Origin of the sequence: Stenotrophomonas sp. G4, assembly GCF_003428825.1 — a bacterium.
Classification (GTDB): Bacteria; Pseudomonadota; Gammaproteobacteria; order Xanthomonadales; family Xanthomonadaceae; genus Stenotrophomonas; species Stenotrophomonas indicatrix.
Window position 1 is genome coordinate 4010917 of sequence record NZ_CP031741.1, and the last position, 19925, is coordinate 4030841.

General features: G+C 67.3%; 16 protein-coding genes. 7 read left to right on the forward strand and 9 right to left on the reverse strand.

Going from position 1 to position 19925, the window contains the following annotated elements:
• Nucleotides 1–166: 166 nt before the first annotated feature.
• The 5 genes from D0Y85_RS18365 to D0Y85_RS18385 form a co-directional block, all read right to left on the reverse strand.
• On the reverse strand, nt 167–1240 hold the full coding sequence (locus tag D0Y85_RS18365) for a 3-deoxy-7-phosphoheptulonate synthase (protein ID WP_117311529.1): 1074 nt from the start codon (nt 1238–1240) through the stop codon (nt 167–169).
• Between the two features lie 252 nt (nt 1241–1492).
• The gene (locus D0Y85_RS18370; protein ID WP_117311530.1) at nt 1493–1753 is read right to left on the reverse strand and encodes a hypothetical protein; all 261 of its coding nucleotides are present in this window, start codon (nt 1751–1753) and stop codon (nt 1493–1495) included.
• An 84-nt stretch (nt 1754–1837) separates the two neighbouring features.
• Nucleotides 1838–2176 (reverse strand): DUF6616 family protein, encoded by a 339-nt coding sequence (locus tag D0Y85_RS18375; protein WP_117311531.1) that lies wholly within the window; start codon nt 2174–2176, stop codon nt 1838–1840.
• Between the two features lie 76 nt (nt 2177–2252).
• A complete protein-coding gene (locus tag D0Y85_RS18380; RefSeq protein ID WP_117311532.1) occupies nt 2253–2990 on the reverse strand; it encodes a DNA alkylation repair protein in 738 nt (245 codons plus the stop codon).
• Nucleotides 2987–3487, reverse strand: a complete 501-nt coding sequence (locus D0Y85_RS18385; RefSeq protein ID WP_117311533.1) for a MarR family transcriptional regulator — start codon at nt 3485–3487, stop codon at nt 2987–2989. The genes D0Y85_RS18380 and D0Y85_RS18385 overlap by 4 nt, the downstream gene beginning before the upstream one ends.
• A 178-nt stretch (nt 3488–3665) precedes the next feature.
• Here D0Y85_RS18385 and D0Y85_RS18390 point away from each other — a divergent pair, with 178 nt between their 5' ends.
• Nucleotides 3666–4829, forward strand: coding sequence for a serine hydrolase domain-containing protein (locus D0Y85_RS18390; RefSeq protein ID WP_117311534.1), 1164 nt, complete (start codon nt 3666–3668; stop codon nt 4827–4829).
• Between the two features lie 171 nt (nt 4830–5000).
• On the opposite strand, the gene groL is transcribed toward D0Y85_RS18390, so the two are convergent.
• Together groL and D0Y85_RS18400 are read right to left on the reverse strand one after the other, a co-directional pair.
• Entirely contained in the window at nt 5001–6650 is a 1650-nt protein-coding gene (gene groL / locus D0Y85_RS18395) for a chaperonin GroEL (RefSeq protein ID WP_025878650.1), read from the reverse strand.
• Nucleotides 6651–6732: 82 nt separating this feature from the next.
• Nucleotides 6733–7020, reverse strand: a complete 288-nt coding sequence (locus tag D0Y85_RS18400) for a co-chaperone GroES (RefSeq protein WP_025878649.1) — start codon at nt 7018–7020, stop codon at nt 6733–6735.
• Between the two features lie 352 nt (nt 7021–7372).
• Here D0Y85_RS18400 and D0Y85_RS18405 point away from each other — a divergent pair, with 352 nt between their 5' ends.
• The 5 genes from D0Y85_RS18405 to D0Y85_RS18425 all read left to right on the forward strand — a co-directional run bounded on the left by D0Y85_RS18405 (nt 7373) and on the right by D0Y85_RS18425 (nt 15790).
• Entirely contained in the window at nt 7373–9163 is a 1791-nt protein-coding gene (locus tag D0Y85_RS18405; RefSeq protein ID WP_117311535.1) for an endonuclease, read from the forward strand.
• 68 nt (nt 9164–9231) lie between these two features.
• Nucleotides 9232–9570: a divalent-cation tolerance protein CutA gene (gene cutA, locus D0Y85_RS18410; protein WP_117311536.1), complete on the forward strand. Its 339-nt coding sequence runs from the start codon at nt 9232–9234 to the stop codon at nt 9568–9570.
• Entirely contained in the window at nt 9567–11957 is a 2391-nt protein-coding gene (locus D0Y85_RS18415; RefSeq protein ID WP_117311537.1) for a protein-disulfide reductase DsbD domain-containing protein, read from the forward strand. The genes cutA and D0Y85_RS18415 overlap by 4 nt, the downstream gene beginning before the upstream one ends.
• The gene (locus D0Y85_RS18420; protein WP_117311538.1) at nt 11954–12511 is read left to right on the forward strand and encodes a TlpA disulfide reductase family protein; all 558 of its coding nucleotides are present in this window, start codon (nt 11954–11956) and stop codon (nt 12509–12511) included. Before D0Y85_RS18415 ends, D0Y85_RS18420 begins: the two co-directional genes overlap by 4 nt.
• Nucleotides 12512–13264: 753 nt before the next feature.
• Nucleotides 13265–15790, forward strand: a complete 2526-nt coding sequence (locus D0Y85_RS18425; protein WP_117311539.1) for a sulfite reductase flavoprotein subunit alpha — start codon at nt 13265–13267, stop codon at nt 15788–15790.
• A gap of 86 nt (nt 15791–15876) precedes the next feature.
• On the opposite strand, the gene D0Y85_RS18430 is transcribed toward D0Y85_RS18425, so the two are convergent.
• Nucleotides 15877–18414: a methyl-accepting chemotaxis protein gene (locus tag D0Y85_RS18430; protein ID WP_117311540.1), complete on the reverse strand. Its 2538-nt coding sequence runs from the start codon at nt 18412–18414 to the stop codon at nt 15877–15879.
• Between the two features lie 202 nt (nt 18415–18616).
• Here D0Y85_RS18430 and D0Y85_RS18435 point away from each other — a divergent pair, with 202 nt between their 5' ends.
• Entirely contained in the window at nt 18617–19450 is an 834-nt protein-coding gene (locus tag D0Y85_RS18435; RefSeq protein ID WP_117311989.1) for an arylamine N-acetyltransferase, read from the forward strand.
• Here D0Y85_RS18435 and D0Y85_RS18440 read toward each other — a convergent pair.
• Entirely contained in the window at nt 19430–19861 is a 432-nt protein-coding gene (locus tag D0Y85_RS18440; RefSeq protein WP_240329282.1) for a VOC family protein, read from the reverse strand. The genes D0Y85_RS18435 and D0Y85_RS18440 overlap by 21 nt on opposite strands.
• Nucleotides 19862–19925 lie beyond the last annotated feature (64 nt).

Sequence of the window (19925 nt, forward strand, 5' to 3'; positions counted from 1 at the left end):
TGCGTTCGCCGGAGTCCACACCACCCCGGCGATGTACCTGGCGCTGGCAGGATTGCACAGCGCCAGGCGCATCGCCGGTGCAGACGGGCCGGTCTCCAACTCCGACCGGCCCTGATCGCGGCCGCGCCCCCGCAGGCGCTGGCCGCCATCCACACACGTGCCGCACTCAAGCGGCTTCGGACACCTTCACCTCACGGCGGGCGCGCACCGCAGCGGCAAGCCGCTCCAGCACCTGCACGGTGGTGTCCCAATCAATGCAGCCATCGGTGATGCTCTGGCCGTAGACCAGCGGCTGGCCTTCCACCAGTTCCTGGCGACCGCCGACCAGATGGCTTTCGACCATCACACCGACGATGCGCTGCTCGCCGTCTTCCAGCTGGGTGGCGATGTCTTCGATCACCTTCGGCTGGTTTTCGTGGTTCTTCAGGCTGTTGGCGTGGCTGGCATCGATCATCAGGCGCGTCGGCAGCTTGGCCTTGGCCAGCGCCTGGCAGGCATCGGCCACGCTGGCCGCATCGTAGTTCGGCTGCTTGCCACCACGCAGGATCACATGGCAGTCGGGGTTGCCGGTGGTGGAGACGATGGCGGTGCCGCCCTGCTTGGTGACCGACAGGAAGTGATGCGGATTGGAGGCCGCGCCCACGGCATCGGCGGCGATCTTGACGTTGCCGTCGGTGCCGTTCTTGAAGCCGACCGGGCACGACAGCCCCGACGCAAGTTCACGATGCACCTGGCTTTCGGTGGTGCGTGCGCCGATCGCGCCCCATGCCACCAGGTCGGCGATGTACTGCGGCGAAATCACGTCGAGGAACTCGACGCCAGCCGGCAGGCCCAGCTTGTTGATGTCGCGCAGCAGGCCACGGGCGATGCGCAGGCCCTTGTCGATCCTGAAGCTGCCGTCCAGGTCCGGATCGTTGATCAGGCCCTTCCAGCCCACCGTGGTGCGCGGCTTCTCGAAGTACACGCGCATGACGATCTCCAGCTCGCCGGCCAGCGCATCGCGCAGCGGCTTCAGGCGCTGTGCGTACTCGATGGCGGCTTTCGGATCGTGGATCGAGCACGGCCCGACCACCACCGCCAGGCGGTCGTCGCGGCCGTGCAGGATCTGGTGCAGGGCGGCGCGCGAAGCGCTGACGGTGTCGGAGGCTTCGTCATCGCAGGGCAGCATCGCCAGCAGCTGGGCAGGCGGTGTCAGCGGTTCGATGGTGCGGATACGCAGGTCGTCGGTGTGCGGGGGCATGGTGGGGGGTCTCTACGGAAGGTGGGGGTCCGCAGCGTGGCGACATGAAAAAAGCCGCCAGGTTCGCTGGCGGCTTTCGGGAATGCGTCTGAAGCTTTCTTCAGGGTGAGCGCAATCCTTCCTCCGCCGGGGGCTTCGGAAAGTAATACCAATAAAAGCTGGCGTGGGCTGCGTTCATGGGATCTATTGGTAACACAGGGTTTTGGCGGGTGCCAACTGTTTCATCCGCAACTGCGGGCGCGGTTCAGCGGACTATCGGCCGCCATGCACTTCCACATCCAGCAGCAGCGTCTCGTGGATGTCGACCCAACGCTCGACCACCCGGTCCAGTTCCTGCCTGGCCTCATCAAGCTGTTCGGGGTTGAGCATGGACCTGGCCGTATACAGATCGGACACCAGCTGCCGCAGCGCGGCTTCCTGGATGGCCACCACCGGCCCTTCCAGGCCGGGCACCTGCAGCGCTGGACTGCTGCCCAGCGCTCCGTACAACGTCACCTGGATCTTGCTCTGCATGCTCGACTTCCCTGCGGATGGATGCGGCCGAGCGCCATCTTTACCTGGAATGGATGACACGCGCATGTGCCACCGCAGGCCGCGTTACAGCGCTGCGAGATCCGCAAGGTGCTGGGCCATCGCATCCACCGCGCCCACGGCACTGGTGGTGGTGAAGTAGTCATGCCAGCCAGTGGCACTGATGGCGGCCATCAAGGCATCGGCATCTGCACGGCTGCCGCACCTCCAGACCGCGTAGAACTGCTCGGTGCTGGCATATGACACGTTGCTGGCCACACGGCCCATCGCCAACGGTGCGATGCGTGCAGGGTCCAATTGCTGCATGCCGGCGCCGATGCGGGTGAAGAAGGCGTTCCGCTGTTCCGCGCGCAGCGCTTTCCAGGCCGGCGTCGCGGCGTACAGCTCGATGAGAAGGTGGGACATGGGGTCCTCCTTGAGGGTCATGGGGTTGCCGGCCAGCGCCCGGCACTACCGGGAAACGGGGGTGAACGGTACGGCGTTACAGCGAGCGCAGCGCGCGCTTGCGGATGTACGTACTGGCTGCGCTGTCGTGCGTTGACTGCCACCGTGCGCACACATCGCGCACCCATCCGGGCTGGCTCTTGCCGGCGTCGTTCAGCCAGTTGCCGACCGAGTCCTGCACATAGCGGTCGGGATCGTCGGCGAGGGCCTCCAGCAGGGGCAACGCGTGCTCGGGTTGCTGCTTGAACAGCGCGATGTGCGTGGCCCATACACCGCGGGGGCGCAGCGCCTCGCAAGCGAAGCGACGCAGAGGGGGCGATCGCTGCTGCGTCCAGGGTTGCAGCAGGGCAAGCGCTTCCAGCGGCTCGGCGACGATATCGCTGCGCAGGGCCAACCACGCCCATTCGCGCACACCGAAGTGCGGATCATCTGCCAGTGGACGCACCGCCTGCAGCTTGTCGGCCAATGCCGCCTGCGCGTCGCCGCCGATCAGATAGCAGGCCCATCCGCGCACGGTGTCGGAGGGATGCACCTGCCAGCAGTGCACGCCACCCTGCCCCGCCTCGCGCAGCATCGCGGCGGCCAATGCCATGCGCTGGGTAATCCCCTTGCCTGCAGCGGCGCGCATGCGCTGCATGGATGCCTGGGGCAGGGTCGGTGCCACCACCTGCAGCAGCGCGGCGAAATCCACTGCGAGGCACTCGGCCAGGTGCGTGCTGGATACGCTGCCCGCATTGAGTGCCTGCAGGCGTGCCGTGCCGATGGTGATGCTCATGCACCTGTTTCCTGGCCTGCGTCGGTGTGTCGCCAGACTTTTTCCAGCAGCTGCGACAACTGCACCTGCTCGCCGGAATCAAGGCCGTTGAACAGTCCACCGATCCACTGGGTGTGCTGGTCGAACAGATCGGCTGCCAGGCGCTCGCCGCGCGCGGTCAGCACGATCTGCAGACGGCGGCCATCCTCGGCATCGCTGCGCCGCTGCAGCAGGCCGTCGCGCTGCAGGCCATCAAGCAGCCCGCTGATGGTGGCGCGGGTGACGCCGGCACGCTCGGCCAACGCATGCGGTGGCAAGGTGCCGCCAGCGCCGTGCAGCAGGAACAGCACCACGAAGCGGCCTTCGCTGAGGCCATGCGGCGCCAACCGTGAGGCGCAGTCGCGGTCGATGGCGCTGGACAGCGAGAGCAGCTGGAAGCACAGGCGAAGCTGGGCCAGGTGGGGATCTCCGCGACGGCCGGCCTCCTGGATGAGAGCCGCGTGTTTTACTTCGATCATCTACCAATCCCAACCTGGTTAGGCGCCTTATTATATTTCCGACGCCGCAGGACGCAAGTCCGGGCAGGACGGCCGCAGGGCATGACGCGGCGCCGCGCCGGGGCCTGGATGGGGTCGACCCGCGCCGGCAGCCGGAGCTGCGGTAGCATCGCGCCACGTCCCGCCAGGAGTTCCACGCATGTGCCGTGTCGTCCTGTTGTTGCTGACGCTGTTGCCGATGGCCGTAGTGGCCGCGCCACCACCGCTGCCCTCGCCAGCCCGCATTGATGCCCAGGCGCGACGGCTGATGCAGGCCGCACACGCACGTGGCATGGCGCTGGCGGTGATCGACGCCGGCAAGGTGGTGCACGTGGCCGCCTATGGCGAGCGCAACGCCGCCGGCGAACCGCTGCGTACCGACACCGTGATGTACGCCGCTTCGCTGACCAAGATGGCCTTCGGCCACCTGGTCGCGCAGCTGGCACAGGACCAGGTGATCGCGCTGGACGCCGGCATTGCCACGTATCTGGACAAGCCATTGCCGGACTACCCCGTCGATACGAAGCACTACGCCGATTACAGCGTATTGGCTGGCGACGAACGCTGGCGCCGGCTCACCCCGCGCCTGCTGCTCAATCATGGCAGCGGCTTTGCCAACTTCGCGTTTCTGGAACCGGATGGCAGGCTGCAATTCCATTTCGATCCGGGCAGCCGCTACGGCTATTCCGGCGAAGGCTTGATCCTGCTGCAGTTCGTGCTCGAACGGGGGCGCCTTGGCCAGGACATCGGCGCGCTGATGCAGCGCCGCGTGTTCGACCGCTTCGGCATGCCCCGCACCAGCATGATGTGGCGCGGGGATTTCGCCACCAACCTGGCCGACGGCTGGACCGCCGATGGCACGCCCGAGCCGCATGACGAGCGCAGCCGGGTGCGGGCCGCCGGCTCGATGGATACCACCATCGCCGACATGGCCAACTTCGCAGCGGGCTATGTGCGCGGCGAAGGCCTTTCAGCGGCGATGCGGCAGGAGCTGGTACGTCCGCAGCTGCCGATCACCACGGCCAGCCAGTTTCCGACCCTGCAGGCGGAACTGCCGGTAGCGGAGCGGCGCAGGGACCTGGCAGCCGGCCTGGGCGTGGTCACCTTCCGCGGGCCGCAGGGGCCCGGCTTCTACAAGGGCGGCCACGATGACGCGGTGGGCAACACCCTGGTGTGCATCGAGCAGGGCCAGCGCTGCGTGGTGATGCTGGGCAACGATGTCCGCGCCGAGGCGGCGTTTCCGGCACTGGTGGCGTTCGTGCTGGGCGATACCGGAGTGCCGTGGGACTGGGAGTACGGCGCGGAGAAGGTGTTCGTGCGCTGACGCCATCCACGCATGGCGTGGATCTACTGGCGTGGACCCATGGGCATGGATTCATTGGCATGGACACATGGGTATGGACCCATTGGCGTGTGCCCATTGGCGGCAACACGCCACCCACAAAAAAACCCCGCCTTGCGGCGGGGTTTTTTCATTGCAGCAGTGCAGCGGACCTTAGAAGTCCATGCCGCCCATGCCACCCATGCCGCCCATGCCACCAGCGCCACCCATGGCCGGCTCGTCCTTCTTCGGAGCGTCGGCAACCATGGCTTCGGTGGTGATCATCAGGCCAGCGATCGAGGCTGCGTTCTGCAGCGCCGAACGGGTCACCTTGGTCGGGTCCAGGATGCCGAACTGCAGCATGTCGCCGAACTCGCCGGTGGCGGCGTTGTAGCCGAAGCTGCCGGTGCCTTCCTTGACCTTGTTGACGATGACCGACGGCTCTTCACCGGCGTTGGCAACGATTTCGCGCAGCGGGGCTTCCATCGCGCGCAGGGCGATCTGGATGCCGTGGTTCTGGTCTTCGTTGGCACCCTTCAGGCCAGCCAGTGCGGAGACCGCACGGACCAGGGCAACGCCGCCGCCCGGGACCACGCCTTCTTCAACGGCTGCACGGGTCGCGTGCAGGGCGTCGTCGACGCGATCCTTCTTTTCCTTCATTTCGATTTCGGTCGACGCGCCGACCTTGATCACTGCAACGCCACCGGCCAGCTTGGCCACGCGCTCCTGCAGCTTCTCGCGGTCGTAGTCCGAGGAGGTGTCTTCGATCTGGGTCTTGATCTGCGCAACGCGCGAATCGACCGCAGCCTTGTCACCCACGCCATCGATGATGGTGGTGTTTTCCTTGGAGACCTGCACCTTCTTGGCGCGGCCCAGGTCCTTGATGGTGGCCTTTTCCAGCGACAGGCCGACTTCCTCGGAGATCACGGTGCCGCCGGTCAGCACGGCCATGTCTTCCAGCATCGCCTTGCGACGGTCGCCGAAGCCCGGCGCCTTGACGGCCACGACCTTGACGATGCCGCGGATGGTGTTGACCACCAGGGTAGCCAGCGCTTCGCCTTCGACTTCCTCGGCAACGATCAGCAGCGGCTTGCCAGCCTTGGCGACGCCTTCCAGCACCGGCAGCAGGTCACGGACGTTGGAGATCTTCTTGTCGTGCAGCAGGATGTACGGGTCATCCAGGTCAGCGGTCTGCGACTGCTGGTTGTTGATGAAGTACGGGGACAGGTAGCCGCGGTCGAACTGCATGCCCTTGACCACGTCCAGCTCGTTGTCCAGGCCCGAGCCTTCTTCAACGGTGATCACGCCTTCCTTGCCGACTTCCTTCATCGCGTTGGCGATGATCTGGCCGATCGACTCGTCCGAGTTGGCCGAGATCGTGCCGACCTGGGCAATGGCCTTGTCGTCAGCGGTCGGCTTGGAGATGTTCTTCAGCTCGGCGACGGCAGCCACGACGGCCTTGTCGATACCGCGCTTGAGGTCCATCGGGTTCATGCCGGCAGCAACGGCCTTGGCGCCTTCGCGGATCAGGGCCTGGGCCAGCACGGTGGCGGTGGTGGTGCCGTCGCCGGCGTCGTCGTTGGTACGCGAGGCGACTTCCTTCACCATCTGCGCGCCCATGTTCTCGAACTTGTCAGCCAGTTCGATTTCCTTGGCGACGGACACGCCGTCCTTGGTGATGGTCGGGGCGCCGAAGCTCTTCTCGAGCACGACGTTGCGGCCCTTCGGGCCCAGGGTGGCCTTGACGGCATTGGCGAGAACGTTGACGCCGCGCACCATGCGCGAACGGGCGTCTTCACCGAAACGAATATCCTTGGCAGCCATTGCGTTTACCTCATTGGTAGCGCCGGGCCATGCCCGGCGGCTGGGTGTTGGAATCAGGGGATGAAGCAGGTCGCGCCGACGCTCAGCCGATGACGGCGAGCACGTCGTCTTCGCGCAGGACCTTGTACTCGACGCCTTCGCTCTTGTACGAGCTGCCGGCGTACTGGCCGTAGATGACCTTGTCACCGACCTTCAGCGACGGAGCGCGCACGTTGCCGTTGTCCAGCGGCTTGCCCGGGCCCACGGCCACGACTTCACCCTTGGTGGACTTTTCCTTGGCGGAGTCCGGGATCAGGATGCCACCGGCGGAAACTTCGTCGGCTTCGATCGGCTTGACCACAACGCGGTCGTGCAGCGGCTTGATGCTCATGTGGGACCTCTTAAGTTATTGATTGGTCTGAAAAAGTCCGGCGATGTTAGCACTCGCACCAGGCGACTGCCAGCAACGCGCGTGAAAAAGCCCGACAGGTCGGGAGCACGACAGAGATGGAGACCTCCGGAGGCCTTTCAAGGCCCGCCCCCGAAATTTTTCCCGGCGGCCCGGCGGCACTCCATCCCCGCGCGGACGCCTTTATAGGGATGCGTCGCGGCAAGCCAAGGGGGAATTGGCCACCATTTGGTGACCGCCGTCGCACTGTCAGATATCTGGCGTTCATTTACGACAAAGTGTCACCGGATCGGCTTTAGGGTGGCCCGGCATTCCCAATCACAAGGAGTAGTCGATGCGATTGCTGTCCCCGCTCGCCGCCGCCTGCCTGCTGGCCCTGGCTGCCGCGCCGGCCCAGGCCGAGGTCTTCATCAACGAACTGCACTACGACGACAGCACCGCTGCCGGTGACGTCGGCGAAGCCATCGAAGTGGTCGCCACCGCCGGCGAAGACCTGTCCGGCTACCGCCTGTACCTCTACAACGGCAGCAACCCGTCGGCCGCCACGGTCTACGCCAACAACGCGGTGCCGGCCGGAACCGCGGCCAGCTGCGGCAGCGCCACCCTGGCGGTGGTCACCTACCCCAGCAACGGCCTGCAGAACGGTGCCAACGACGGCATCGCCCTGGTCGACGCCAGCGGCAAGGTGGTCCAGTTCCTCAGCTACGAGGGCGCGATCACCGCCTCCGGCGGCCCCGCCGCCGGCATGACCAGCCAGAACATTCCGGTTGCCGAAACCAACAGCACCGTAGCGGGCACCTCGCTGCAGCTGACCGGCAGCGGCAGCCAGTACGCGCACTTCACCTGGGCCGAATCGGCCAGGCAGACCTTCGGCAGCTGCAACAACAACCAGACCTTCAGCGGCGGTAGCACCCCGGGCCCGAACACGCCGCCGTCGGTGTCCACCACCACGCCGGCACAGGGCAGCAGCACCTTCCCTGCCGCCGCCGACCTGGAAGTGGTGTTCAGCGAGACGGTCAACCTCGCCAGCGGCGCCTTCGCACTGACCTGCGGCACTTCGGGCAGCCTGCCGCTGACCTGGCCGGCCAGCGGCAAGAGCGTGAAGCTGTCGACCAACACCGCGCTGGTCGCCGGTGAAGCCTGCCGCTTCGACATCCGTGCCGCACGCATCACCGACGCGCAGGGTGCACACCCGGCCGCCGACAGCCGCATCGCCTTCACCGTGGCCACCACCACCGGCAATCCGGACCCGGGCAATCCCGGCGGACCGGCCGGTTACTACTCGAAGGTCAACACCAGCAGCCCCAGCCAGCTGCGCTGCTCGCTGCATGCCACCATCAAGGGCCATACCGCGTACCCGTACAGCGGTACCGGCACCAGCACCTGGACCATCCTGGAGATCGCCGACGAGGATCCAAACAATCCGAACCGGATCCTGGATGCCTACCGGAACCGCAGCTATGCCAAGGTCAGTGACCGCGCGGGAACCGGCAGTGGCCTGACCTACAACCGCGAGCACACCTGGCCGAACTCGCTGGGCTTTGCCAGCACCACCGGCGACAAGGGCCTGCCGTATGCGCCCTACACCGATACCCACATGCTGTACCTGACCGACGCACAGTGGAATGCCGACCGCGGCAACAAGCCGTTCGGCAAGTGCGATGCCAACTGCGGCGAGCGTGCCACCGAAGCCAACAACGGCCACGGCGGTGGCAGCGGTGGCTACCCGGGCAATTCGAACTGGGTACGCACGCCGGATGGCAATGCCGGTACCTTCGAGGTGTGGGGCCATCGCAAGGGCGACATGGCACGGGCGGTGATGTACATGGCCATCCGCTATGAAGGTGGCAAGGATGCGGCCACCGGCCAGTCCGAACCGGACCTGGAACTGACCGACGACCGCAGCAAGATCGTCAAGACCAGCAGCTCGCCGGCCTACATGGGCCTGCTGTCGACCCTGATCGACTGGCACCTGTCCGATCCGCCGGATGCCGCCGAGCAGGCGCGTAATGACGTGATCTACTCGTTCCAGGGCAACCGCAACCCCTTCATCGACCACCCCGAGTGGGCCACCCCGGGCCTGTTCACCTCGGCCAAGCCGGCCACCTGCCAGCTGGCCAACTGACCGCGCAACGCTGCGGTCCACTGCCGTCGCCGGGCCCTGCCCCGGCGACGGCCCTATACTCGACGGTCATGTCGACCGTCGATCCCGTCCTGCTGCTGTTGACCACCTGCCCGGACCGGGCCAGTGCCGAGCGCATCGCGCACGCGCTGGTCGCCGAGCACCTGGCTGCCTGCGTCACCCGCCTGGACGGCGCTCAGTCGACCTACTGCTGGCAGGGCGAGGTCACCACCGACACCGAGCTGCAGCTGCTGGTGAAGACCACCGCACGCCGTGTCGATGAAGCCATCGCCCGGATCGTCGAACTGCATCCGTATGAACTCCCGGAGTGCATCGCGGTCGAAACCCGGGCCGGCCTGCCGGCGTATCTGGACTGGATCCGGGCACAGACCCGGGAGGACACTGATTGAAGACTCTGTTTGCGCGTGGCGCCGCCTTGTGCGCTCTGTTGTGGCTTTCATTGCCGGCCTTCGCGCTGGATGAGAAGGATCTGCTGCCGGTGGACCAGGCGTTCGCGCTGACCGCCAGCGCGCCCGAGCGTGGCCAGATCCAACTGCAGTTCAAGATCGCCCCCGGCTATTACCTGTATCGCCACCGCACCACGGTGAAGGCCGATCCGGCGTTCAATGCCGCCGCGCTGCAGATGCCCGCAGGCAAGAAGCACCACGACGATTTCTTCGGCGAGGTGGAGACCTACCGCGAGCGCCTGCAGGCCACCCTGCCCGGCGCGCCCACCGATGCCGCCGGCACCATCAGCCTGGAAGTGCGTTACCAGGGCTGCGCCGATGCCGGTGTGTGCTACCCGCCGCAGAAGCGCGTGGTGCAGGTGACCCTGCCTGGTGCAGGCGGTGCGGCGGCCACGCTGCCGACCGCACGCGCCACCGGCGCCAGTGCATTCAACAACCCGCTGGCCGGGGCCGGCAGTGGCGGTGGCCTGCAACTGCCGGGCACCAGCAACAGCCAGGCACTGCCGCTGCCGTCGGATCAGGCATTCGGCTTCGATGCCATCGCCAGCGATGGCAATACCCTGCTGCTGCGCTTCAGCCCGGCACCGGGCTATTACCTGTATCGCGACCGCACCTCGCTGAAGCTGGAAGGCAGCGCCGGGGTACTGGCCGACAAGCCGCGCTGGCCGACGGCGCAGTCGCACCGCGACGAGCACTTCGGTGATGTGGCGGTCTATTTCAACCAGGTGGAAGTGCCGGTGCCGCTGCGCCGCAGCCGCGCCGGGGCGGTCGACAGCACGCTGGTGGTGACCTTCCAGGGTTGCCAGACCGATGGCATCTGCTACCCGCCGATGACCCGCCGGGTGAAGTTGTCGATCCCCGCCGGCAAGGCCAGCGCCAGCGGCGATGCGCCTGCCGCACGCGACGACGTGATCCGGTCGCTGCCGGGTTCGGCCGCTGCCAGCACCCGCGAGGGCGCCAACGGTACGCCGCTGCGCCTGCTTCCGACCGTGCCCAACGACGCCCCGGCCAACGCCGGTGCTGCCAACGCCAGCAGTGGCGCACGCGATGCCTTCGCCGCCGACGCGCAGCAGGACAATGCGCTGCGTACCAAGGCTCCGAGCCGCGTACCGAAAACCGACAGCTCGCTGCTGTGGGTACTGCTGCTGGCACTGGGCGGTGGCCTGGTGCTGAACCTGATGCCCTGCGTGCTGCCGATCCTGTCGCTGAAAGTGCTGAGCCTGGCGCAGAGCGGTGAAAGCGCCGAGCGCGCCCGCAGCCATGCCATGTGGTACACGCTGGGCGTGCTGGTCGCCTTCGCGGTGATCGGCGCGCTGATGGTCGGCCTGCGCATGCTCGGCAATGCGGTCGGCATCGGTTTCCAGCTGCAGCATCCCGGCGTGGTCGCGGCATTGGCCTACATCATGTTCGCGGTGGGCCTGAGCCTGTCCGGCGTGTTCACCATGGGCGGCGGCATCGGCAATTTCGGCCAGTCGCTGGCGCGACGCAGTGGCCCGGCCGGCGATTTCTTTACCGGCGTGCTGGCCTGCGTGGTCGGCAGTGCCTGCGTGGGACCGTTCTTCGGCCCGGCGGTGGCCTATGCCTTCGTTGCACCGCCGGTAGCGGCGATGCTGGTGTTCCTGTTCCTCGGCCTGGGCCTGGCCCTGCCGTTCCTGCTGATCGGCTTCGTGCCAGCGCTGGCCCGTCGCCTGCCCAAGCCGGGCCAGTGGATGGAAACCCTCAAGCACGTGCTGGCCTTCCCGATGTACGCCGCCGCGTTGTGGCTGCTGTGGGTGCTGGGCAAGCAGCGCGGCGTGGATGGCATGGCGCTGGCACTGGGTGGCCTGCTGCTGCTTACCGGTGGCCTGTGGTTGTTCGAGCGCAGCCGCTGGCGCAGCCAGCGCGCGGCCGGGCTGCTGGGCGTGCTGCTGGTGATCGCCGCGCTGGTGCCGGTGTGGGCGGTGACCCAGCTGGCACCGCCGGCACGTGCCGCGCAGGCGAGCAGCGAGAACGTGGTGGATTACTCGCCGCAGATGCTGGACCGCCTGCGCGCCGACAACCGCGTCGTGTTCGTCAACATGACCGCCGACTGGTGCGTGAGCTGCAAGGCCAACGAGCGCGCGGTGCTGTCGCGCCCGGAGTTCAAGGAACTGCTCAAGCGCACCAACGCGGTATACATGCGTGGCGACTACACCAATGTCGACCCGCAGATCACTGCGTTCCTGGATGAGCACAAGGCCGTGGGCGTGCCGCTGTACGTGGTGTACGGCCCCGGCGCCCCGCCGACGGTGCTGCCGACCCTGCTGACGCAGGCGCTGGTGGAAGAAGCACTGCTGCGCACCGCGCGATGAAGTGGCAACGGCCAGCGCTGCTGTGGACAGCAGTGCTGGCTGCCGGTCTTGGCCTGTGGGCCGGCAACCGGCTGGTGCCGGGGCCGGCGACGGAAGCTGCAGCGCCTGCCGTATCGCCACCGGCGCTGCCGATGCTGCGGCCCGGTGATCCGCTGCCGGCGCTGGTGCTTGCCGACGCTGAAGGTCACGCGCTGGATATCCGCGAACGCTTCAAGGGCCACCCATTGCTGGTCAATGTGTGGGCCAGCTGGTGCGGCCCCTGCGTGGAAGAGATGCCCGAACTGGCCCGCTTTGCCGAGGGCCAGGGCGCACACGGCGTGCAGGTGTTGGGCCTGGCACTGGATACGCCGGACGGCGTGCGTGATTTCCTGCAGCGGGTGCCGGTGGACTATCCCATCGTGCTCGATACCCCCGGCCCACGCGATGCCAGCGTGCAGTTGGGCAACGCGCAGGGTCTTCTGCCCTACAGCGTGCTGTTCGACGCACAGGGACGGATGGTGAAGGCCAAGCTCGGACCGTTCGCGCACGGCGAAATCGAAGGCTGGGCGAAGTAGGCCGGCAGGGCTGCGCCCTGCACCTGCAGATGCTTTCAGGCAACAGCAACCGCTACAGCTACAGCGGGCTTCCGTGGGATGGCGGGGCGGTGTCGGACTGCGGGGACGCCGCAAGTACGTCCTTGTAGGCTTGGCCGCGGCTTGCTCGTGTGCGCTGTCCTGCGCACACGGCAAGACCGGGTTGGGCGTCCTGCCCAGCCCGCCCGAGGCATGCCTCGGGCCCATGCAGCTGACACCCCGTACTCCGACACCGCCCCACCTCTGACAGATTTCCGGTGTCTGATGGATCCACCTCGTGCGTGGATGAATCTTCATCGGAATCGAATATCTCGACAATTGAACGAAGAGCATCCACGCGTGGCGTGGATCTACGTGTCGACCAAGGTCGACACCCACCAAGAGCATCACAGAACGCCGTCCCGACAGGTCGCGGACAACTGTCGAAGGCGGGGTGGGTCCGGTTGCGGGGCGTGAGCCGCATGGATGCGGCGACCGAGCTTACATGGACGTACTTGCAGCGGCCCCGCAACCGGACCCACCCCGCCCACTCTCAGGAACCCAGCTTCTGCTGTTGCTGTTGCTGTTGCTGTTGAGGTTGCCGGCCAGCGGCCGGCACTACGGCGGGTGCAGGGCGCAGCCCTGCCGGCAAACCCTCCTTGACCGCAGCGGCCCGCGCCCCGGAGAATTACGAGATTAATTCTCATTTGCTGTTGCGCAGGATGCGGGCGGCAGCCTCTACGGCCCTCGATCCCGATGTTCAAGAACGTCCTCTTCCAACTGCACTGGCTGCTGGGCATCAGCGCAGGTGCCATCCTGGCCGTGATGGGCCTGAGCGGCGCAGTCCTGTCGTTCGAGGATGAACTGCTGCGCGCGGCCAATCCCGGCTTCGCCGAGATCGCCGAGCACCATGCCGACAACCAGCAGCCGCTCGCCCTGAGCGAGCTGGTGCCGTTGCTGCAGGCAGGCAGCGAGCGGCCGCTGCAGCGCCTGCGGGTGGATGCCAGCGGCCAGCGGCCGTCGGTGGCACGCTTTGCCGGCGGCAAGGACCACTGGGTCTATTTCGATCCCTACAGCGGCGCCCGCTTCAGCGCACTGCGCGGCCAGGCCTTCTTCGATTTCGTCGAGGACCTGCACCGCCACCTGGTCGCCGGCGAGCGCGGCTCGTGGATCACCGGCAGCTGTGCGATCGCGCTGTTGTTCTTCACCCTGTCCGGGCTGTACCTGCGCTGGCCACGCCGCTGGTGGCACTGGCGCAGCTGGCTGGTGGTGGAATGGGCGCGCAAGGGCCGGGGCTTCCTGTGGAGCCTGCATTCGGTGATCGGCACCTGGGTGCTGCTGATCTACCTGATGAGCGCACTGACCGGGTTGTGGTGGTCGTTCGACTGGTATCGCAACGGGCTGACCCAGCTGCTGGGTGTTGCGCCTCCCGCCAAGCACAAGGTCGCCACGGATCAGCCCCTGGATCTGCACAAGGTCGAGGCCACGCTGTATGCACTGCCCGGCGTGCGCCAGGGCTTCATCGACCTGCGCCTGCCGGAGAAGCCCGGTCAAGCGCTCAACGTACGGGTGATGTCGGCAGATCCCGCACAACGGGGCGGCCATCACGACCGCGCACATGACCTGCTGCAGCTCGACCCGGCCACCGGCGCGGTCCTCGACGCGCGCCCCTACGCGCGCCAGGGTGCCGGCGGCCAGCTCACCACCAGCATGTTCGCCCTGCACTCGGGCAGCTTCTTCGGCATGCCCGGGCGCATCGTGGTGATGCTCAGCAGCCTGGGCATGTGCCTGTTCTTCGTTACCGGCTGGCTGTTGTACCTGGACCGCCGCCGCGGCCAGCGTGCCGCCCGCGCGCTGCGGCAGACCGTGCCGGCAGCAGCACCCCATGCCGCGGGCACGCCGTGGCTGGTGGTGCATGCCAGCCAGAGCGGCCTGGCCGAACAGTTGGCCTGGCGTGCGGCGGCGCAGCTGCAGGCGGCCGGCCACGCGGTGCAGGTACTGCCGCTTGCGCGCGTAGCTGCCACGCAGCTGCAGGCCTCCACGCAAGCGCTGTTCGTGCTCAGCACCTTCGGTGATGGCGAACCACCGGACAACGCACGGCGCAGCGCGCGCCAGTTGCTGGCACAGCTTCCGGACCTTTCCGGGCTGCGTTACGGCATGCTCGCGCTGGGTGATCACCAGTACGCGCAGTTCTGCGGATTCGGCGTGCAGATCGACGACTGGTTGACGCGCTCGGGTGCGCAACCCTTGTTCGCCCGCATCGACGTCGATGCTGCTTCGGTGGTGGCGCTGCGCCAGTGGCAGCTGCAGCTGACCGCACTGACTGGCATCGACACCGACGACAGCGTGTTGCCGGCCGCCACAGTGATGCACGGCTGGCGCCTGCTCGGCCGCACCCTGCTCAACGCTGGCAGCGTCGGCGGCCAGATCTGGAAGATCCGCCTGGCACCGCCGGCCGATGTCGATTGGCAGGCCGGCGACATCCTGCACATCGCGCCCCGCCACGACGCGATGCATGCCAGCGCGGTACTGCGCGCGCATGGCCTGGATCCCCAGCAGCCACAGCTGATCGATGGCGTTGCGAAGACCCTGCTGGAACTGGCCAGCGAACGCGTGCTGCCCGAAGCCGGCCGTGCGTTGCAGGTGCAGGATGCAGGCCTGTGGTTGTCGGGCCTGCCGTCACTGCCTGGGCGTGAGTACTCGATCGCCTCATGCGCCGCCGATGGCGAAGTGGAGCTGGTGGTGCGGCTGGTCCACGACGCAGCAGGCCGCGCAGGACTGGGCTCGGGCTGGCTGGCCCTGCATGCGCCGCTGGACGGTGCGATAGCGGCCCGCGTGCATCGCAACCCGGGCTTCCATCGGCAGCCGGGCGCGCCGATGCTGCTGATCGGCAACGGCACGGGCATCGCCGGCCTGCGCAGCCTGCTGCGCGAAGCCGCGCACCAGGGCGAGCACGGTCACTGGCTGCTGTTCGGCGAGCGTCAGCGCGCGCACGATTTCCTGTTCGCCGACGAGATCATCCGGTGGCAGGCTGACGGGCATCTGCTGCGCTTGGATCAGGCCTATTCGCGTGATGTGGACGATGGCAGCTACGTACAGCATCGATTGCGCGCTGCGACAGATGAACTGCAGGCGTGGTTGGCACGAGGTGCAGTGATCCATGTGTGTGGATCGCTGCACGGCATGGCCGAAGGCGTGGACCAGGTGCTGCGCGAGGCACTGGGCGATGAAAGGGTGGAACTGCTGCTGGAGAGCGGGCGCTACCGGCGCGACGTGTATTGAATCCGTTCGCCGGGCATGGCCCGGCGCTACCCGTCATGGGTTTCAACGGTAGCACCGGGCCATGCCTGGCGAAGGCGATCAGGCCATCACGCCGCCGCCCGTGACCGGCGCTCTGGCTGCAGCCGGAACGCGGCCACCGCTTCGGCCAGCGCGCGCACCTGGGTCTGCATCTGCGCAGTCGAGGCGCCGGCTTCTTCCACCAGGCTCGCATTGCGCTGCGTGCTGGCCTCCATCTGTAAGACGGTCTGGTTCACCTGGGCAATGCCCGCATGCTGGTCGTGCGAGGCACCGCGGATACCGGCCAGCAGGCCGGCCAACTGCTGCACGCTGCTGACGATCTCGTCCATCGTCGTACCCGCCTGCTCGGCCTGCGTACTGCCCTGGTCGACCCGCGTCACCGAATCCTCGATCAACCCCTTGATCTGCTTGGCCGCATCGGCACTGCGCTGGGCCAGCAAGCGCACTTCGGCCGCCACCACCGCGAAGCTTCGGCCCTGCTCGCCTGCACGCGCGGCCTCCACTGCCGCGTTGAGGGCCAGGATATTGGTCTGGAAGGCGATGCCGTCGATCAGTTGGATGATGTCACCGATGCGCCGCGACGCCGCACTGATGCCCTGCATGGTGGCCACCACCTGGCCGACCGCGGCGCCGCCGCGCTCGGCAACCCGGGCGGCCTCACGTACCAGTCCATCGGCGCGTTCCGTCGCATCGGCGTTGCGGCCGACGGTATCGGTCAGTTCATGCATCGATGCAGCGGTTTCTTCCAGGTTGGCGGCCTGCTGTTCCGTGCGCTGGGAAAGATCGTGATGGCCGGCGACGATTTCACCCACCCCCACATCCAGACGGACGGTGGCCTGCTGGATGCGGGTGACGATGTGGCCCAGCTGCGCGACCGTGGCGTTGGCATCGTCACGCATGCGGGCAAACACGCCCTGCAGGTCGCCCTCCAGGCGCACGCTCAGGTCGCCGCGTGCCAGTGCGGCCAGCAGCGCCTGCAGATCGCCGAGGTTGGCCTCGAAGGTGGACAGCAGGCGATTGATGCTGGTCGACAGCGTGCGCACGAAGCCTTGCTTGCCCTCCAGTACGATGCGCCCCTGCAGCTCGCCATGCGCCGCCGCGTCGACCAGTGCCGCCACTTCGGTTTCCAGCAGTGTCTCCAGCGCGCGGCTGCGCCATTCCACTGCCACGCCGAGGAAGTGGTCGTCCTCGACGATGGCGTTGGCGATCAGCTGGTAGCGGGTGCCGGCGTGGCCGATCTCGCGCTCTTCGCGCTGACGGACACCAATCAGCCCCGCCAGTACCGGGTGCAGGCGGACCGCGTCGCTGCCAAGCAACGTCTCTGCGGGAAGATCCAGCAGCTGCAGCAGCGCTGGATTGGCGTAGGCCACCTGCCCTTCCGCGTCGACCACCATCAAGCCGGTCTGCGCGCTGTCCAGCGCTTGCCGCACGCGCGTGTTGCCGCGCGCAACCGCGCGCTCGGTTTCGATCCGCGCACGCAGGCGTTGCTGCATGTCGACCAGGCACTGCGCAAGCTGGCCGATCTCATCGTTGGCGTTGTGCACGCGCAGCGTGGTGTCGAGCCGATCATCGGCGATATCGCCGGCGAAACGCAGGGTATCCTGGATCGGTCGACGCACCGCGCGGACGACCAGCACCAGGCTGGTGATCAGCACACCGGCCACCAGCAGCAGGGTGGCCACGAACAGCACGCTGGCCATCCGTGCGCCCGACTGCTGACGAAGCTGCGCCTGGGCCAGGGCCACACTTTGCGCCTGCTGGAATGCGGCCAGTGCCGGGCCCACGGCTGCCGCCGTCTCGAGCAGCGACTGTGCTTCCACATCCAAACCGACACGCGCGGCGGTATAGCCCAGCAGCGCGGCCTGGTAGGCCTCCATGCCCGTGCGCACGTGCTCCTGCACCTCGGCTGGCAGGCCCGCCAATGCCAGATCGAAGGGCAGCTTTTCTTCGCTGGCGCGATCGGCGTGGGTGGAATCGCCATCGAGCAGCAGCAGCGCTTCCTGGCGCCGCATCCGCTGTACATGCAGGGAAAGCGCAGGGCGCTCCAGCGCGTCCACCTGTGCCTGCAGTGCGTCGGCGGACTGCTGCAGCTGCGCGGCCAGGCCTGCGTCGCCGCGCCCCATCTCATCGACCCGCTCGAACAACGCGGCGATGCCCTGTGAGAATGCGTCGACGGCTTCAGTCATCGCCCGCAGCACCTTGCGCCGCCCCGCATCCATCGGCATTGCACGCAACGCCTGCAGATCCTGCTTCAACATCCGTTGCGTGGTCAGCAGCTGGCTGCGGTCGGCATCGTCGAAACTTCGCGCATACTGGGTCTGCAGGCGCCGGGCCTCGGCCACCCGCGCTGCCAGCGAAGCGACGCGGTCACTGCCGTGCTGGTAGCTGGCCTGATCCCGCGCCGCCTGCGTGCTCGCATGGCTGGTCCAGGCATGGACGGCGGCGATGGCCACCAGGCCCAGGCTGCAGACCAGCAGGGTCGCCTTGAGCTTGTCGGCGACGCTCAGCCGATGGGGCTGCAACCAGCGCAGCAGGCCAGGGAAACGGAAACGCAACCCGGCAACGCGGCTACGCAGGGACCGAAGGTGGGAAACGACGGCCGGCATGACAGACTCCAGGCGGAAGGACGCACCTGTATCGACCGGTTGCAGCAGAACTTTAGCCCCGGATTGATTCCCGCCACCAGTGGCGGGCAGTTGTCGCTGTTGTACCGGCCGTAGGCGACCGGGGGATGACACCGGCGGGATGCGCTTGACCTCAACCCCGGTTGCGGTATCACAGTGGAGGCCCCTGCCCGTGATGCCTGCCATGCCCATCGACGTCCCCCGCTACCTGCAGCGCCTGCAGCTGGATGCCCCGCCCCCGCTCACCCTGGCCGGGCTGACCCTGCTGCAGCAGCGCCACAATGCCCTGCTGCCGTTCGAAACCCTGACCAGCCTGCTGCGCGACGCGGTGGCGATCGACCTGGACAGCGTCCAGCACAAGCTGCTGCACGCGCAGCGCGGCGGTTACTGCTTCGAACTCAATGGCGCGTTCCTGGCGCTGCTGCAGGCCTTGGGCTTCGATGCGCAGCCACTGAGTGCACGGGTGCTGCTGTCGGCCACCGAGGGCGAGCTGACTGCGCGTACGCATCTGCTCCTGCGGGTGCGTCTGCAGGAAGAGGATTGGCTGGTCGATACCGGCTTCGGCAGCCTGACCCCGACCGTACCGCTGCGCCTGCACGAGACCGCAGTGCAGGACACACCGCACGAGCGTTACCGCGTGCAGACGCTGGATGATGGCGACTTCATGCTCACCGCCGAGGCGGGGGATGACTGGCGGGCGCTGTACCGCTTCGACCTGCAGCCACCGGCGCCGATCGACAACGAGGTAGGCAACTGGTACGTGTGCACGCATCCGCAGTCGAGCTTTCCCGGCCAGCTGCGTGCATCACTGACCGGGCCGGACTGGCGACGCACCATCGGCAGCGGCAACTACACCGAATACCGCCCGGGCCAGGCGCCGGCCAAGCGCCCGCTGCGTGATGTGCAGGATGTGCGCGAGGTGCTGCAGCAGGGCTTCGGCATGCGCCTCCCCGACGATCCGCGGTTGGATCCGGCCATCGCCGACTGGCTGCAGCGATCACGGGCCACGTCCGTGTAGCGCCACGCCATGTTCGGCGGCCGTCCTTGCCGCTATGGGTTGACGGGTGCCTGCAGAGCAATCCGGTTGCCCTCGCTGTCGCGGATCTCGGCTACCCGCCAGCCACCGGCCACCGGCCACGGCCGGGCCAAAGCACAGCACCGCGCCGGCCTGCAGGGCACGCTGCAGGCTCCGATCCAGATCGTCCACGCCCAGGTAGAGGCGCGGCCCCTGCTCCGACGGCACGTAGTCGGCGCCGTGTACCAGCGCCATGCTGGCACCTGCGGCGGCGTCGTTGAACGACAGGTAGGCCATCCGGCAGTCATGCAGGTCGATCGGCGCTTCGATACGCACCTGCAGCCAGTGCTCGTAGAACGCCACGGCGCGGCCGAGATCGGCGACCGGAACTTCAACATGCAGGATGGGATTCATGGTGATCGTGCTCGGCGTGCAGGTGGATGAAAGGCAGCATCGCAGCCCTGTGCACTGCACGATA